This is a genomic window from Shuttleworthella satelles DSM 14600 (assembly GCF_000160115.1).
GTDB lineage: Bacteria > Bacillota > Clostridia > Lachnospirales > Lachnospiraceae > Shuttleworthia > Shuttleworthia satelles.
Genome location: NZ_GG665866.1, coordinates 138,513 through 153,910, shown reverse-complemented (window position 1 = coordinate 153,910; position 15,398 = coordinate 138,513). Strand labels below are relative to the sequence as shown.

General features: G+C 44.8%; 14 protein-coding genes, 6 tRNA genes and 1 CRISPR repeat array (1 of these 21 only partly in view). All 20 genes read left to right on the top strand.

Annotation, left to right across the window (positions count from 1 at the left end):
- The 20 genes from GCWU000342_RS00715 to cas2 all read left to right on the top strand — a co-directional run bounded on the left by GCWU000342_RS00715 (nucleotide 1) and on the right by cas2 (nucleotide 13,690).
- Complete coding sequence (locus tag GCWU000342_RS00715; RefSeq protein WP_006905228.1) at nucleotides 1–1,698, top strand: lectin like domain-containing protein; 1,698 nt, start codon at nucleotides 1–3, stop codon at nucleotides 1,696–1,698.
- Nucleotides 1,699–1,721: 23 nt separating this feature from the next.
- On the top strand, nucleotides 1,722–2,330 hold the full coding sequence (gene rdgB / locus GCWU000342_RS10360) for an RdgB/HAM1 family non-canonical purine NTP pyrophosphatase (RefSeq protein WP_045000057.1): 609 nt from the start codon (nucleotides 1,722–1,724) through the stop codon (nucleotides 2,328–2,330).
- Complete coding sequence (locus GCWU000342_RS00705; protein ID WP_006905226.1) at nucleotides 2,308–2,784, top strand: metallophosphoesterase family protein; 477 nt, start codon at nucleotides 2,308–2,310, stop codon at nucleotides 2,782–2,784. Before rdgB ends, GCWU000342_RS00705 begins: the two co-directional genes overlap by 23 nt.
- Nucleotides 2,785–2,867: 83 nt before the next feature.
- Complete coding sequence (locus tag GCWU000342_RS00700; RefSeq protein WP_045000055.1) at nucleotides 2,868–3,179, top strand: rhodanese-like domain-containing protein; 312 nt, start codon at nucleotides 2,868–2,870, stop codon at nucleotides 3,177–3,179.
- Nucleotides 3,180–3,286: 107 nt separating this feature from the next.
- Nucleotides 3,287–3,361, top strand: a tRNA-Pro gene (locus tag GCWU000342_RS00695).
- A gap of 25 nt (nucleotides 3,362–3,386) precedes the next feature.
- Nucleotides 3,387–3,457 (top strand) — tRNA-Gly (locus tag GCWU000342_RS00690).
- Nucleotides 3,458–3,482: 25 nt separating this feature from the next.
- Nucleotides 3,483–3,556: transfer RNA gene (locus tag GCWU000342_RS00685), tRNA-Arg, on the top strand.
- A 32-nt stretch (nucleotides 3,557–3,588) separates the two neighbouring features.
- Nucleotides 3,589–3,662 (top strand) — tRNA-His (locus GCWU000342_RS00680).
- A gap of 80 nt (nucleotides 3,663–3,742) precedes the next feature.
- Nucleotides 3,743–3,815, top strand: a tRNA-Gln gene (locus GCWU000342_RS00675).
- A 30-nt stretch (nucleotides 3,816–3,845) separates the two neighbouring features.
- Nucleotides 3,846–3,918 (top strand) — tRNA-Lys (locus GCWU000342_RS00670).
- Between the two features lie 201 nt (nucleotides 3,919–4,119).
- Nucleotides 4,120–5,829: a CRISPR-associated endonuclease Cas3'' gene (locus tag GCWU000342_RS00665; protein ID WP_006905224.1), complete on the top strand. Its 1,710-nt coding sequence runs from the start codon at nucleotides 4,120–4,122 to the stop codon at nucleotides 5,827–5,829.
- Between the two features lie 11 nt (nucleotides 5,830–5,840).
- Nucleotides 5,841–7,310 carry an IS3 family transposase gene (locus GCWU000342_RS10355; RefSeq protein ID WP_169304652.1) on the top strand — a complete coding sequence of 490 codons (1,470 nt, stop codon included), beginning with the start codon at nucleotides 5,841–5,843 and terminating at the stop codon, nucleotides 7,308–7,310.
- A complete protein-coding gene (locus GCWU000342_RS11030) occupies nucleotides 7,294–7,446 on the top strand; it encodes an IS3 family transposase (protein ID WP_006905222.1) in 153 nt (50 codons plus the stop codon). The genes GCWU000342_RS10355 and GCWU000342_RS11030 overlap by 17 nt, the downstream gene beginning before the upstream one ends.
- Nucleotides 7,447–7,483: 37 nt before the next feature.
- The gene (locus tag GCWU000342_RS00650) at nucleotides 7,484–8,296 is read left to right on the top strand and encodes a hypothetical protein (RefSeq protein ID WP_156784454.1); all 813 of its coding nucleotides are present in this window, start codon (nucleotides 7,484–7,486) and stop codon (nucleotides 8,294–8,296) included.
- Nucleotides 8,297–8,299: 3 nt separating this feature from the next.
- A complete protein-coding gene (gene cas5c, locus GCWU000342_RS00645; protein WP_006905220.1) occupies nucleotides 8,300–9,016 on the top strand; it encodes a type I-C CRISPR-associated protein Cas5c in 717 nt (238 codons plus the stop codon).
- Between the two features lie 7 nt (nucleotides 9,017–9,023).
- Nucleotides 9,024–10,838 carry a type I-C CRISPR-associated protein Cas8c/Csd1 gene (gene cas8c / locus GCWU000342_RS00640; protein WP_006905219.1) on the top strand — a complete coding sequence of 605 codons (1,815 nt, stop codon included), beginning with the start codon at nucleotides 9,024–9,026 and terminating at the stop codon, nucleotides 10,836–10,838.
- A gap of 16 nt (nucleotides 10,839–10,854) precedes the next feature.
- Nucleotides 10,855–11,712, top strand: a complete 858-nt coding sequence (gene cas7c, locus GCWU000342_RS00635) for a type I-C CRISPR-associated protein Cas7/Csd2 (protein WP_045000048.1) — start codon at nucleotides 10,855–10,857, stop codon at nucleotides 11,710–11,712.
- Nucleotides 11,702–12,361 (top strand): CRISPR-associated protein Cas4, encoded by a 660-nt coding sequence (gene cas4 / locus GCWU000342_RS00630; RefSeq protein ID WP_006905217.1) that lies wholly within the window; start codon nucleotides 11,702–11,704, stop codon nucleotides 12,359–12,361. The genes cas7c and cas4 overlap by 11 nt, the downstream gene beginning before the upstream one ends.
- Nucleotide 12,362: 1 nt before the next feature.
- Nucleotides 12,363–13,394 carry a type I-C CRISPR-associated endonuclease Cas1c gene (gene cas1c / locus GCWU000342_RS00625; RefSeq protein ID WP_006905216.1) on the top strand — a complete coding sequence of 344 codons (1,032 nt, stop codon included), beginning with the start codon at nucleotides 12,363–12,365 and terminating at the stop codon, nucleotides 13,392–13,394.
- A 5-nt stretch (nucleotides 13,395–13,399) separates the two neighbouring features.
- Nucleotides 13,400–13,690 (top strand): CRISPR-associated endonuclease Cas2, encoded by a 291-nt coding sequence (gene cas2 / locus GCWU000342_RS00620; RefSeq protein WP_045000475.1) that lies wholly within the window; start codon nucleotides 13,400–13,402, stop codon nucleotides 13,688–13,690.
- 189 nt (nucleotides 13,691–13,879) lie between these two features.
- Nucleotides 13,880–15,398: a CRISPR direct-repeat array (repeat unit 33 nt; unit sequence GTCGGGTCCCTCACGGGACCCGTGGATTGAAAT); it runs 52 nt beyond the window's last position.

The following is a 15,398-nucleotide window of genomic DNA, read 5'->3' as shown; positions in this document are numbered from 1 at the left end:
ATGCGATATTCCCGCAGATATATAGCATTTACCCTGGTGCTGGCGCTGCTCTGCGGACTCAAGTTCACAGACAGTGTAGACCAGGGCTCTCAGGTAGGGAACTATCAAAATGTCAGGCAGGAGGCAAGTGCCTTCTACCCCATGCAGGCCGCCCAGATCAATTCTTCCCGCAGTATCAAGGCGAGCCTGGACGGGGAGAATATCAATGGGGCTTTTCGGAATATTCTTGTGGATGAGCAGATGGAGCTGATGGTCTCAAGCAGCCTGGTTCCGGAGCTTTTCGGCGCGCATCTGAGCGTTCATGAGGACGGGCGCGTCAGTTATCAGAGGGGAAAGAGCTCTGCTTCACTTTTTAAGGGCAGCCTTGAGGCGACCTACAACAAGAAAAAGGTCAAGCTGAGCCATGCCCCCGTCTTTGAGCGCGGCGTTTGTTTCCTTCCGCTGCAGGATCTGGCGAATTGGTGCGGCTACAAGGTGGACTGGGATTTGAATGCCAGAACCGTCAACATTTCTTCACAGGGCAACAGCAAGGTGATTCTGCCGACTAGATTTGATCTTCGGGATGAAGAGATGGTCAGTCAGATCCGGGATCAGGGTTCTGCTTCCGAGTGTTGGGCAGACGCGGCTATCGGGGCCTTAGAGTCCTCTTTGCTTCCGCAGACTAAGGAGCAGTACTCGGTGACAGATATGGTGAATAACAATGCGTTTGGCCTGGACAGCAGGCTGGGAGGGGATTATGAGATGGCCGCCTCCTATCTCTTATCCTGGAAGGGGCCGAAGAAAACGAGCGATGATCGCCTGGACAGGCATGTGCAGGGGGTTCGTTTTCCGGATCAGAATTCTCTGTCCGACATCAAAAAGGCTGTTTATGAGCGGGGAGGGATGACGTCCTCTCTCTATGTCGACATCGCCGATGCGGATATTTCTTCCGCCAGCTTCTACTCCAAGGAGAGCAATTCCTACTGTTATACGGGGAAGAATCGTCCCAACCACGATGTGATTATTGTGGGCTGGGATGATAATCACAAGGCGGAGAATTTCAAGGGCAATGCAAAAGAGGACGGGGCCTGGATCTGTCAGAATTCCTGGGGGAAGGATTTCGGTGAGTCCGGAGTCTTCTATGTGTCTTATGAGGACACAACCATTGGAAGTCAGGCGGCCTCTTACGCTGATGTTGAGGACAGTGACAATTTCAAAGAAATTTATCAGTCGGATCTGGCCGGCTGGATCGGCCAGGTGGGCTATGGGAGCGGAAAAATCGTCGCGGCGAATTTCTACACGGCCAGGGAGGACAGCCAGGTCGAGGCCGCGGGCTTTTATGCCCTTGGGAAGAACACTCGCTACCAGGTCTCATTCGTCTCAAATATACGAGGAAGCGGAGGGCTCAACAACCGTGTCCAGGTGGCGTCCGGCCTCTTGCAGGATCGGGGCTTTTATACCATTCGATTTGACAGTCCAAAGGAGGTCGGGGCAAACTGCAAATTTGCCGTTGTCGTAGAATTAGATACGCCGGGCGCGACGCAGCCAATGGCGATCGAGTACCGGACCGGAGACAATCGGACAGCCAATATTGATTTGAAAGACGGAGAGGGCTATATCTCCAAGGACGGGAGCCAGTGGGAGAGCACAGAGAAGAAAATTTCCGCCAACCTCTGCCTCAAGGCTTACAGCAATCCTGCGGCCAGGCGGGATCAGTAAAAAAATATATGGAGATGAAATATATGAAAATTATTTTTGCAACCGGGAATCAGGATAAGATGCGGGAGATTCGGGAGATTATGGCAGGGGCTTCCTATGAGATCTGCTCCATGAGGGAGGCCGGGATCGACCTGAACATAGAGGAGAATGGAAACACCTTTGAAGAAAATGCCGTGATTAAGGCAGAGGCAGTCGCCGCTCTGGCGCCCAAGGCGATCATCCTGGCAGATGATTCGGGACTGGAAGTAGACGCAATGGATGGGGCGCCGGGCATTTACTCTGCCAGATTCATGGGGCGCGACAGCTCTTATCAGGTGAAAAATCAATATATTCTGGATCAGCTGGCAGGCCTGCCGCGGGAAAAGCGAACGGCCCGCTTTGTCTGCGCGATAGCAGCTGTCTTCCCGGATGGAGAAAAAATCGTTATCCGAAAGAACATGGAGGGCTGGATCGGAGAAAAGATGGCCGGGGAAAACGGCTTTGGCTATGATCCTATTTTCTGGCCGAAGGGCTATGATATTTCCTCCGCGGAATTGTCTGCTGAGGAGAAGAACCGGATCAGTCACAGGGGAAAGGCTCTCAGGGCTATGCGGGAGAAATTGGTGGAATATGCGCGTGCTCATCGTCAGTGACAGCCATGGAAGGCATGAAAATCTGCGGGAGGTCATCCGAAGAGTGCGTCCGGACCGCCTGATTCACTGCGGAGATATTCTGACCTGTCAGCCCCAGGTGCAGGCCATGGCGGACTGCCCTCTGGATGTCGTCCGGGGTAATAATGATTTTGGGACAGATCTGCCGAACGATCTGGTTCTGCCCCTGGGCCGGCACCGGCTCTATGTGACCCACGGCCACCATGAGCATGTCAGCTGGGGTCTGGAGGATCTGGCCATTGTGGCAGCGGCGCACAAGTGCGATTACGCTGTCTTCGGGCACACCCATTATCCGACGATGGAATGCGTCAATGGGGTTACCCTGATTAATCCGGGGAGCATCAGTCTCCCCAGACAGCCGGGGAGAAAGCCCTCCTTTATTGTCTGTGATGTAGATAAAAATGGGGATTTGCATTTCGCGCAGAATTATCTGTGAAATGCCGCTTTGAGGCGTTTTTCGAAATGAAAGCAGATTGCAAGATGGCATTTCGGTGCAGTCATTTTATATTAGGAGAGAATATGTTTGGATTTGGGAAGAAAACAGATATCAATGCGGGGATTGAAGAATACAAAAAGACAGAGGGTGCCATCCTGATCGATGTGAGGGAGACGGAGGAATATGCCTCGGGGCATATCCCAAAGGCGATAAACCATCCCCTGTCTCAGATCACAAGTATCGGCGAACTTGTTCAGGAGAAAGACCACCCCGTCTTCGTCTATTGTCTCAGCGGGGGAAGAAGCGGTAAGGCGGCAGAATGGATGAAGAAGCAGGGATTTAGCAAAGTGAAGAATATTGGCGGAATTGCAGATTACCGGGGGCCAAGGGAGTGAGCATAGTCACTCCAGCAGGGGGCGAGATCGGCAAAAATCGTATTGACAAGGATGGGGTCTTACCATATACTATTTTTTGCGTCGCGGTCAGACCTGCACGCTTAATTCGGGGTGTGGCACAGTTTGGCTAGTGTACCTGGTTTGGGACCAGGGGGTCGCAGGTTCGAATCCTGTCACCCCGATTGATGGTCACCGACTGTCACACATGCGGGTGTAGTTCAATGGTAGAACACCAGCCTTCCAAGCTGGATACGTGGGTTCGATTCCCATCACCCGCTTTTCGTATGAGCAATCATACCGCATGTGTTAGTAGCTCAGCTGGATAGAGCAACGGCCTTCTAAGCCGTGGGTCGGGGGTTCGAGTCCCTCCTGGCACATTTGATTCGCGAGAATCAAGCAATCATATATGGTGGGTATAGCGCAGTTGGTTAGCGCGCCAGATTGTGGCTCTGGAGGCCCAGGGTTCGAATCCCTGTATCCACCCTGTTGTGGCGAGGTCGGGTGTCCTGAGGGACATCCGCTCATACTATTGGGAGCTTCCCGCTGGTCTCACACAACGACCTTGGGCTATTGCCAAGCGGTTAAGGCATGGGATTTTGATTCCCAGATTCGCAGGTTCGAATCCTGCTAGCCCAGTTGCCCAGGCAACTGGGCGTAACATATCGGGAGCTATTAGCTCAGATGGTAGAGCACCTGACTTTTAATCAGGTTGTCGCGGGTTCGAGTCCCGCATGGCTCATAATGAAAGTCCCTGTTTTGGGGACTTTTTTTTATTTTGCGGTTATATCTTTGGTCACGTTTTCCGGGAATTTACGAATTGGATACTTTAGTAGTATGTGTATGGTTGTTTTATCCTGTTGTCTTAGATTAAAGTGCTACAATAGTTCGTAAGTTAATGTCAGCAGTTTTTAGGTACACAGAATCAGGAATAGGGGGATGTATGTGGCATGATGATGGCTATCCTGCGCATATAAGAAGGCGTCCGGATGGAACATATGATGTACAGACTGTAGAGCAACACTGTAGAAGTACAGCGATATATGCAGAAGAATATCTCAAGATCGTTGGATTAGGGAAATGTGCATATTTAGCAGGTTTATTGCATGATTGTGGTAAATTTTCACCTCAATTTCGTAGCTATATCATAGCTGCGTCTAATAATGAAAATGTGCGAAGAGGAGCAGTTACACATTCATCTTCAGGTGTAAGGCTTCTTTTTGAAGATCTGTTGGCAAAAAGAAAACGGAGTCTGGATAATCTTGTGTCAGAGATCATTGGATATGCAATAGGGGCTCATCATGGTCAGTTCGATTGCATTGACGAGGATGGAGATAGTGGATTTGACAATCGAATTAGAGGAGTGGGGAATTTTTGCGATGAGTCAAGTCACTATGGTGAAATCCGACGTAATTTTTTTGAAAAGTGTGTAAGCGCAGACCAGCTAGTTGCCTGCTATGATGCGTCTTATTGCGAGATAGAGCGTTTGTTAAAAGAGAAAATTGACAGAATTTTAGAAAAGGATGGATTAGACATATTAAAAAAACAGAGCACTTTATGTTTTTATTTTGGCGCGCTTGCACGATTGGTTCAGTCAGCTGTGATAGACGGGGATCGGACGGATACGGCAGAATTTATGAATAATGTTTCTTATCCACATGACTTGGAGGATAAGGAGAAGGTATGGTCAGATCAGCTTTTTTATGCGGAAAAGAAGATAAGAGAATTCCCCAATAATAGCGCCATTAATCGAAGCAGACAGTTGATATCAGATACCTGTAGAAAAGCGGCCGAAAATACACCAGGGCTATTTGAACTTAATATTCCGACTGGCGCAGGGAAAACATTATGCTCATTACGCTTTGCTTTGGCACATGCTAAGAAATGGAATAAATCAAAAATTATTTTTGTATCACCTCTCCTAAGTATTTTGGAACAAAATGCAAAGGTGATTCGTGACTATATTGAGAACCAAAGTCTGATTCTTGAGCATCATTCAAATGTAGTTCAACCGGAAGAATATGATCGAGATCGTCTAAACACAAGTGAATTGTTGATAGAGACATGGAATTCGCCAATTATTATAACAACTTTAGTACAGTTTCTAAACACGATGTTTTCAGGGAAAACAAGTTGTATTCGAAGATTCCATGCTTTGTGCGATGCTGTCATTATCATTGATGAGGTGCAGAGTGTCCCCAATAATTTACTGACAATGTTTAATCATATGATTCAGTTTTTATCTGGGGTGTGTGGTGCGACAATTGTGTTCTGTTCTGCAACGCAACCTGCATTTCAAGAAGCTAATTATCCGATCACGATGAATATTAGGCAAATGGTGCCATATGATCCGCACGTATGGAAACCATTTGTTCGCACAAAAATTGAGAGTTTGCCACCATGTCGTTTGGAAGATTTACCAAATCAAATTGAAAACGTAATTGCTAAAACCAAGAGTCTTTTGATTGTTTGTAATAAGAAGAGTGAGAGTGAGCAGCTATTCAGGACTCTTTCCAGTAAATATCAGTGCTATCACATTTCGGCAGCAATGTGTATGGAACATCGTCGTGGTGTTTTGGAAGAGGTGAAAACCGCAATTATGATATGCTCCCCATATGGTAGACATTGGAAATATCCAAAATCCACCATATGAGGAGCATTGTCATGTCGAGAAGGAAGTACACGAAAGAATTCAAGCTTAAGGTATTGAAAGAACATGAGGAGCAGGGAGTATCTTTTTGGAGATTAGGAAAGACCTATGGCATAGAGGCAAGTATCATTAGACGCTGGTGGCATGTCTTTGATGCATGGGGCGAGGAAGGCTTAGAAGCACATAACAGTGATCTGTGCAACTATTCCGCAGATTTTAAGGAGATGGTTGTAAAGGAGTACATGGCCGGAGGAATAACCCGGCAGTCACTTGCAAAAAAACATGGGATTTTGGCACCGAGTACTATCGGAAGCTGGGTGAAGGCATATAATAACCATGAGGAATTGACCGAATCACGTCCGAAAGGTGATTATCTCATGGTTAAAGATAACAAGGGCAGGAAAACGACTCTGGATGAGCGAATAGCGATTGTGGAGCACTGTACTGCCAACGCCATGAACTATGCGCTTACAGCAAAGGAGTATGACTGTTCTTATGGCCAAGTCTATACTTGGGTAAAGAAATATGAAGAACGAGGTGTTGAAGGACTGTATGACCGCCGCGGCCGGAGCAAGCCGATGGAAGAACTGACCGAAACGGAAAGACTTCAAGCAGAAAACAGGCTGCTTAAAGCGCAGACCAAGCAACAGCAAATGGAGATCAACTTCTTAAAAAAAACTCAATGCCGTCGAGAGGAGGTGACGCTGAAACGGACACGGCATCTGGATATCTATATCACAATAAAAGAGCTTATCGAGGAACATCCGGATTATCCTGTAAGTCGCTTGTGCAGACTCGGGCATATCACCAGGACTTCATACTACAAATGGAAAAGCAGGCCGGATAATGAAAATGACGTTCTTAACAAGCGTATAGCCGAAAAAGTGAATCAGATCCATGAGGAGCATCCGGATATGGGATACAGGCGTATTCGTGACACGCTGGAGCATGATTACGATATCCGTGTTAACGACAAGCGCGTTCTCCGTATATGCCGAAAAAAGAAGATCCGCTCCATCATAAAACATCGCTATAACTGCTGCACAAAACCGGCCTCTGATCCGGCATACATAGCAGAAAACATTTTGAACAGGGAATTCCATTCTGACAAACTGAATGAAAAATGGGTTACAGACGTCAGTGAATTCAAATATGGCACCGGTGAAGATGAGAGGAAAGGGAAGATTTATCTGAGTGTTATACTGGATCTGTGCGACAGGCGACCAGTTGCTTATGTTTATGGCAATCACAATGATAATTCGCTTGTATTCACAACGTTTAATAAGGCTATAGAGAGCGCTCCAGGAGCAACCCCTATTTTTCATAGTGACAGAGGATACCAATACACATCAAAAGAGTTCCGACGGAAAGTCGTGGACGCAGGGATGACTCAAAGCATGTCAAGAGTGGCGCACTGTATTGATAACGGGCCTATGGAAGGCTTCTGGGGAATCATGAAACGTGTAAATGTACTATGGGCGTAAGTTCAGAATGAAAGAAGAACTTCTTAAAGCAATTGAAAAATATATGACCTATTATACGGGCAAACGTGTACAGAGAAAACTGAAAGTCATGACCCCAATGGAATACCATGAAATAAAACTGTTGGGGACAGCATGAAAACTGCCCGGCATTAATGCCGGACAGGAAAACTTTTTTGTTTTTCAATTGTCTACTTGACGGGATGCACACCATTAAAGAGGGAAAACAGGGTACTGTTATTTGTATTTCCACACAAGTGATTGAAGCGGGAGTAGATATTTCGTTTGAGATGGTAATCCGATTCATGGCTGGAATGGATTCCATAGTGCAGGCAGCGGGGCGTTGCAATCGTAATCATGAAAGTGATTCTATAAGACCAGTTTATATGATCAATTGTATGGATGAAAATCTCAACTATTTGCATGATATTCAGAGAGGAAAAGATGCCACGATACAATTGCTTTATGAATACGAGCAATTTCCGGGTAAGTTTGACAGTGAAGTTTCTTCCAAGAAGGCAATTGACACATATTATCGGTATCTCTATCAAGCAATGCGAAAGCTTAAGGGATATCAAGATAATTTAATCCCAAACAAAAGCTATACAGTTTTCTCATTACTGAGTAGAAATGAGAAGATGCCTGGAAAAGAGTATCAACTTTTAAAACAGGCGTTTCGCCTAGCTGGCAAGTATTTTAGTATATTTGGGGATGATACATTGGATGTAATTGTTCCTTACAAAAAAGGGAAAGAAATAATTGCAGACCTTTGCTCTGAAAATGTAGAATTAAATCCGATGGAACTTCTTCGGGAAGCTAGAAACTATACCGTGACACTCTATCCTTACCAGAAAAAAGCTTTGGAGAGTAGGAATGCAATTATTCGAATGAGTAATAATTTAGATGTCTATTGTTTGGCAGAAGGTTTTTACGAGCCTGATACGGGTGTTGTGTTTGATGAACAGAAGAATGGATATCTGAGGGTATAAGAGATGAAAATAACACATGCGAATGTTGTTGAGTTTGAAGTTTATGGAAGGTATGCTCTGTTTTCGGATCCTGTTATGCGAGTTGGCGGAGAGAAATGCAGCTATCAGATCCCAACATATGAGGCATTAAAAGGAATAGTATCCTCAATTTATTGGAAGCCAACTTTTATTTGGTATATTGATGAAGTTCGTGTTATGAATCCGATTCAAACCGAAACAAAGGGGATTCGCCCGATCAAGATGAACGGCGGGAACACTCTCTCCTTCTACACATATCTGAAGAATGTAAGATATCAGGTTCGGGCTCATTTTGAATGGAATGGTAATCGTCCAGAACTTATGAAGGATAGAAATGAAAACAAACATCACAACATAGCAAGGAGAATGGTAGAACGCGGAGGAAGAAGAGATATTTTTCTTGGAACAAGAGAGTGTCAGGGATATGTGGAGCCACGCAAATTTGGAGAAGGGTCATCTGTATATGATGATATTAATGAGTGGGATTTTGGAGTTATGTATCATGGAATTACATATCCTGACGAAGCATATTCAAAGGATACTCAGGGAAGAATTACCGTTAATCTTTGGAGGCCAGTAATGAAAAAAGGAATTATCGAATTTTTAAGGCCGGAAAATTGCCCTCAACATAAGATGATTCGTAAGGCTGAGATGAAGACATTCTCTGACAGCCGGGGCAATATCTTAATTGAAGAGGGGTGATGGAGATATGGGGTTATTTCAACAGGCACTTGCTACGTATGAGAATAATTTGGATTTAGTAGGGGAATATGAGGGTGATAGGGAGCCACTGGCGCCAGTCGGGCATATTGTGACGAATGCAAATTTAGAGGTTACTATTGATAAGAATGGATACTTTATAAGCGTTGCGGAACGAGATAGTAACTTAGGAAAGGTTATTATCCCAGTTACAGAGAAGTCGGCATCGCGGACAAGTGGTATAGCCGCACATCCATTATGTGACAAAGTTGAGTATTTGACTGTAATGGAAGGTGTAGCAAATGAAAAGCACCAAGCATTCTGTGAGCAATTAGATGCTTGGAGAAACTCAGAATGGACTGATCTGAAAGTCGAGGCGGTATATCAATATATCAGTAGACAAACATTGATCCCTGATTTAATTAAATCAGGGATTGTAAAAATTGATAAGGAGGGAAATGTCAACAAAACGTGTTTAGATATGCTTGTCATTTGGCGTGTTCTTGGAGCTGGAGATGAACCTTGTGTTTGGAAAGACATAGGGTTAATGAAAAAGTATTCTTGCTTTGCTGAATCTATAATGAAATCAAAAAAAGAATATTGTATGGTGACAGGGAATTATGCTAAATCTGCGAATCTACATATGAGAGGAGTGTTTTCATATAAGAGTCAAGCAAGATTGATTTCTTCTAATGACACTGACAATTTTACCTACCGGGGCAGATTTTGCACTGCAGATGAAGCAATGACAGTGAGTTATGAGGCATCACAAAAAGTACATAACGCCTTAAAATGGCTTATTACGAACCAGGGTGTCGTCATAGGAAAGAGATCCTTCTTGTGCTGGTCCCCTGAAGGGGTCAAGGTTCCATCTTTGGAGAAGTCAGTTTTGGATTTTTTTGGAATTCCAGATGAGACTAGCACCGAACCATCAAATTATCAGAAACAATTATCAGACGCTTTGTGGGGATATAAGACAGAGACTAAGAAACTGCCTGCATCTGAAGTTGTTATAGTGGAATTTGACGCTGCTATACCCGGAAGGCTTGCTATAACAGCATACCGAGAAATGGCGACGATGGATTACTTTGAACATCTTGTAAAATGGGATCAGTCATGTTGCTGGTACTTTGATTTGAAGGAAGTGATTCGCGCGCCATCAATAGAAAGTATCGTAGAGTTTGCTTATGGGAATGAGCAAGATCGAACAGGGAAGGGGAAGATAAGAATTGCTGAGAAAGTATTGAAAGCACAATGTGATCGACTGGCTCATTGTAGGATGGGAGAAACCTTTTTCCCTGTTGATATAGTACAATCTTTAGAGCAACGTGCATCAAGTCTAATTCGGTATGGGAGGAATACGCGAAGAAACTTATTGAGTATTGCTTGTGCAGTAATACGAAAATATCACATAGATCATGGAGGGAAGGAAATTAGTATGGAATTAGACCAAATGAGATGTGACAGAAGCTATCAATTTGGCAGATTGTTAGCAGTTTACGAAAAGATAGAAAGAGACACCTATGAGCAAGGAACTATGAGGGAACCGAGTGCGATACGACTCCAATCAGTATACAGTCGCCAACCGTTACACTATGCAGGTGAACTGGATCGACAAATGGAGCGGGCGTATTTCCCAAGACTTAAAAGTAATGGCATTAAGATATTTTACAAAAATCTGATAGCTCAGATTCTGGAACAAATTTATGAGTCACCTAAGGAAGAATGGAACAAGCCATTAGGGGATACATATCTGATGGGGTATTATTTGCAGAGAAAGAGTTTGTACTCTGCAAAAAAGAATGATGAAGAAGTGGAAGGATGATCAAGGAGGAATAATCATGGGTACTTTGCAGAATAAGATAGATTTTGTTGTGATTGCGGAAGTTAAAAATGCGAACCCTAATGGAGATCCATTAAACGAGAATCGACCCCGAGTAGACTATGATGGGTATGGGGAAATTTCAGATGTCTGTATTAAGAGAAAGATCCGAAATCGAATGCAGGATATGGGGAACATGCTATTTGTTCAATCGGAGGATAGAAGAGATGATGACTGCAAGAGTTTGCATGATCGAGCAAAAAAGGTTTTGGGAGAAGTTAAAGCGCTAGGGCGTGAGAAATATGCGGAAGAAGCTTGTAAACAATGGATTGATGTAAGATCATTTGGACAAGTGTTCGCGTTCAAAAATGAGAAAAAGGAGAGTGGCGGTGAGTCTCTTGGGATTCGAGGGCCAGTATCTATACATCAGGCAGTGAGTGTGTCTCCAGTAGAAGTTGAATCTATGCAGATTACTAAAAGTGTCAACGGAGAAACTGCAGAAAAAAGAACTTCAGATACAATGGGAATGAAGCACTATGTGAAATACGGTGTATATTTGATAAAAGGAGCTATTAACGTACAGCTTGCTGAAAAAACTGGTTTTTCAGAGGAAGACGCAGAAAAAGTCAAGGAGTGTCTGAGGACATTATTTGTAAATGATGCTTCTTCAGCAAGACCAGACGGCTCAATGGAAATAATTAAAGTATATTGGTGGAAGCATAATTGTAAGGAGGGGCAGTATTCGTCTGCAAAAGTTCACCGGTCAGTGAAAATTGAGATAAAAGAGGGTGTAACGACCCCTTCGAGCATTGAAGATTATGATATTGAGGTTATGCCATTAGCGGGACTGGAGCCAGAGATTATTAATGGAGTATGAGGAAGACGACTTTCTACAATTGTCCGGGGTGCAGCATTTTGTCTTTTGTAGAAGGCAATGGGCATTAATTCATATCGAAAACCAATGGAGAGAAAATGCCAAGACCGTTGATGGAGCATTTTTTCATCAGCGCGTACATGATGAGACAAGTCGCGAGAGAAGAGGAAATTTGATTATTGATCGCGGTGTATCGATTCATTCTAGAGCGCTTGGGCTATCAGGACAATGTGATGTCATCGAATTTCACAAGACAGAAGCCGGGGTTCCTTTGAGAGGAGAGATAGGAAAATGGTTGCCATATCCCGTTGAGTATAAAAGAGGGAGGGCAAAAATAACGCACTGTGATGAAGTGCAGGTATGCGCACAGGCGATGTGTCTTGAAGAGATGTATGCTTGTGATCTGAAAGAGGCGGCTCTTTTCTATGGAGAAAATCGCAGAAGACAGTTGGTTGAATTGTCAGAGCAATTGCGGGATGAAGTGATTAGTGCAGTAGAAGAAATGCACGATCTTTCCAAGAAAAATTATACGCCAAAAGTCAAGAAGAAGAAGTGTTGTTACGCTTGCTCGCTGCATGAGAATTGCATGCCGGAATTACAGGAAAAAGAATCTGTTGGGACCTATTTAACAAGGATCTGTGGTGATAACTGATATGAGAAGATTGTTAAATACACTATATATCACAACAGAAAATGCCTATGCCTCGCTTGACGGAGAGAATGTCGTTGTTAAAGTGGAAGATGAAGTAAAAGGAAGATTTCCTCTTCATATCTTGGAGGGGATTTATATCTTTTCATATGCTGGAGCATCGCCTGCGCTGATTGGGAAATGTACACAAGAGCATATTGATCTTGTCCTTTGTTCACCTACAGGACGATTTATGGCAAAACCGGTTGGCAGGATATCAGGGAATGTTTTGCTGCGGCGAGAACAATATCGAATAGCAGATGATGAACGCAGAAGCTGTCATATTGCGAGAAACATGGTCGTAGGGAAGGTTATGAATCAGCGGCAAGTGATTAGCAGGGCGGTAAGAGATCATCCAGATCGTGTAAATACTGTCGAACTTCGTGACCAAATGGAAAAGATGTATGAGGCAGTTGGGAAGATTGTGACAGTGGAGAGTAAGGACGTATTACGAGGCCTGGAAGGGGCAACAGCAACACATTACTTTTTCTCTTTTGACGATTTGATATTGCGTGATAAGGATCATTTTTTCTTCCATGGGCGCAACAGACGACCTCCGTTAGACAACATAAATGCTTTATTGTCATATACGTATATGATGGTGACCAGTATGTGTCAGTCTGCGCTGGAAACTGTTGGGCTTGATCCATATGTCGGGTTTATGCACACAGATCGTGCAGGAAGAGTATCGCTGGCCCTTGATTTGGTTGAGGAATTACGTCCATGCCTTGCGGATCGGTTTGTTCTTTCAATAGTGAATAATGGAGAAGTTGTTGATCGCGATTTTATACATCAGGATAGTGGAGCCGTTCTACTGGATAGTGAAAGCAGGAAGAGGATACAAATTGCATGGCAAAAAAAGAAGCAAGATAAAATTATGCATCCTTATCTAAAAGAAAAAATAGAATGGGGGTTGATCCCATATGTTCAAGCGATGCTGCTTGCAAGGTTCATTAGAGGTGATATCGATGGATATCCACCTTTTGTGTGGAGGTGATGTGTGTGCTGGTCTTAATAACATATGATGTGAATACAGAGACTCCTGAAGGAAGACGACGACTGCGGAAAATTGCGAAAACCTGTCAAAATTATGGACAACGGGTCCAGTGGTCCGTGTTTGAATGTATGGTAGATTCAACACAATATCGAATGCTTAAGGGCATATTATGTGAACTGATGGGAGAAGATGATAACATCCGCTTCTATAATCTGGGTAATTCTGGAACAACCCGTGTAGAGCAGTATGGTAAACATAAATCCTATGATGCCGAGCATGATTATTTATCAATCTAAGTTGTGTGTGCGAACATATAGTTCACATAAATTTGCTGGGATGTTCGCACATAAATAAATGACAATTTAGATAATATATAAAGTAATCTTTTGTGGATTATTACTTATTTCCTTTCTTGACTTTATGTAAAAGAAGGGAATTGTCAATCATGTATAATTTTCTCATCTATATTTTTGTACATGATTGCGGTCGGGTCCCTCACGGGACCCGTGGATTGAAATGTAATCTTCATGTTCATGACTTCCTTTCCTTGATGTCGGGTCCCTCACGGGACCCGTGGATTGAAATAGGCGTCTGTGATCCGGAAGATGCAGGAACGGAAAGGTCGGGTCCCTCACGGGACCCGTGGATTGAAATATTTTGTACCTCCCAATAGGGAGATTTTACAACGTCGGGTCCCTCACGGGACCCGTGGATTGAAATAACTGTCGCTCATGGATCTCTACCAGCTGGAGAAGTCGGGTCCCTCACGGGACCCGTGGATTGAAATACATTTGGCACGCTGATAGCGAATCGTTAAATTTGTCGGGTCCCTCACGGGACCCGTGGATTGAAATTTTTGCGTGGAACGCCCGGAAGTGGCAAGTCAAGTCGGGTCCCTCACGGGACCCGTGGATTGAAATATATGATCTCGTCTCTTGACGAAATTATGAACTAGTCGGGTCCCTCACGGGACCCGTGGATTGAAATTTTTATGAATAAGGGAAAGAATGGTGAAATCTGTAGGGTCGGGTCCCTCACGGGACCCGTGGATTGAAATTCAGACACATCACAGTGTCGATATCCGCGAGCGTCGGGTCCCTCACGGGACCCGTGGATTGAAATACGGATACTGATGATAAGTCCTTTTTGCCCAACAGGTCGGGTCCCTCACGGGACCCGTGGATTGAAATTACTTTACGTGTTAAAGTACACCCATACACGGAGGTCGGGTCCCTCACGGGACCCGTGGATTGAAATGGTATAACGTAAGGCAGTTTATTACTGGCGGAGCAGTCGGGTCCCTCACGGGACCCGTGGATTGAAATGTCCCTCTGATGTGTAAGAGATGCCTGCCGTCAATGTCGGGTCCCTCACGGGACCCGTGGATTGAAATATCAAGCTTGAGACGGAGATCGGGCGCTTTCTCGTCGGGTCCCTCACGGGACCCGTGGATTGAAATAATCGAGTCCGACGATATGGATCTGGACAAACGTCGGGTCCCTCACGGGACCCGTGGATTGAAATAATCGAGTCCGACGATATGGATCTGGACAAACGTCGGGTCCCTCACGGGACCCGTGGATTGAAATGCTCAAGCAAAAGCAGGATCTTTTAGGCGAGTCCGTCGGGTCCCTCACGGGACCCGTGGATTGAAATGATAGTCAGTACGAGTATGCAAAGGGGGTGATTGTCGGGTCCCTCACGGGACCCGTGGATTGAAATAAGCGACAAAGACAAAGCTTGATGCCTTGAAGCAGTCGGGTCCCTCACGGGACCCGTGGATTGAAATGATCTGGACTTGATGCGATCAAAGGCTTTTGGGCGTCGGGTCCCTCACGGGACCCGTGGATTGAAATGTCCCTTGTATCGGCGGTGCAGACGAATCCTGCGTCGGGTCCCTCACGGGACCCGTGGATTGAAATGCGTGAGGATAGCGAAAGCTTTGACAATGCGGCGTCGGGTCCCTCACGGGACCCGTGGATTGAAATGGGATCCCTTGGGGCT

Excerpts from the sequence above, each read along its gene's own strand:
- GCWU000342_RS00715 (WP_006905228.1), top strand. The coding sequence starts at position 1 with ATGCGATATTCCCGCAGATATATAGCATTTACCCTGGTGCTGGCGCTG.
- rdgB (WP_045000057.1), top strand. The coding sequence starts at position 1,722 with ATGAAAATTATTTTTGCAACCGGGAATCAGGATAAGATGCGGGAGATT.
- GCWU000342_RS00705 (WP_006905226.1), top strand. The coding sequence starts at position 2,308 with ATGCGCGTGCTCATCGTCAGTGACAGCCATGGAAGGCATGAAAATCTG.
- GCWU000342_RS00700 (WP_045000055.1), top strand. The coding sequence starts at position 2,868 with ATGTTTGGATTTGGGAAGAAAACAGATATCAATGCGGGGATTGAAGAA.
- GCWU000342_RS00665 (WP_006905224.1), top strand. The coding sequence starts at position 4,120 with ATGTGGCATGATGATGGCTATCCTGCGCATATAAGAAGGCGTCCGGAT.
- GCWU000342_RS10355 (WP_169304652.1), top strand. The coding sequence starts at position 5,841 with ATGTCGAGAAGGAAGTACACGAAAGAATTCAAGCTTAAGGTATTGAAA.
- GCWU000342_RS11030 (WP_006905222.1), top strand. The coding sequence starts at position 7,294 with ATGTACTATGGGCGTAAGTTCAGAATGAAAGAAGAACTTCTTAAAGCA.
- cas5c (WP_006905220.1), top strand. The coding sequence starts at position 8,300 with ATGAAAATAACACATGCGAATGTTGTTGAGTTTGAAGTTTATGGAAGG.
- cas8c (WP_006905219.1), top strand. The coding sequence starts at position 9,024 with ATGGGGTTATTTCAACAGGCACTTGCTACGTATGAGAATAATTTGGAT.
- cas7c (WP_045000048.1), top strand. The coding sequence starts at position 10,855 with ATGGGTACTTTGCAGAATAAGATAGATTTTGTTGTGATTGCGGAAGTT.
- cas4 (WP_006905217.1), top strand. The coding sequence starts at position 11,702 with ATGGAGTATGAGGAAGACGACTTTCTACAATTGTCCGGGGTGCAGCAT.
- cas1c (WP_006905216.1), top strand. The coding sequence starts at position 12,363 with ATGAGAAGATTGTTAAATACACTATATATCACAACAGAAAATGCCTAT.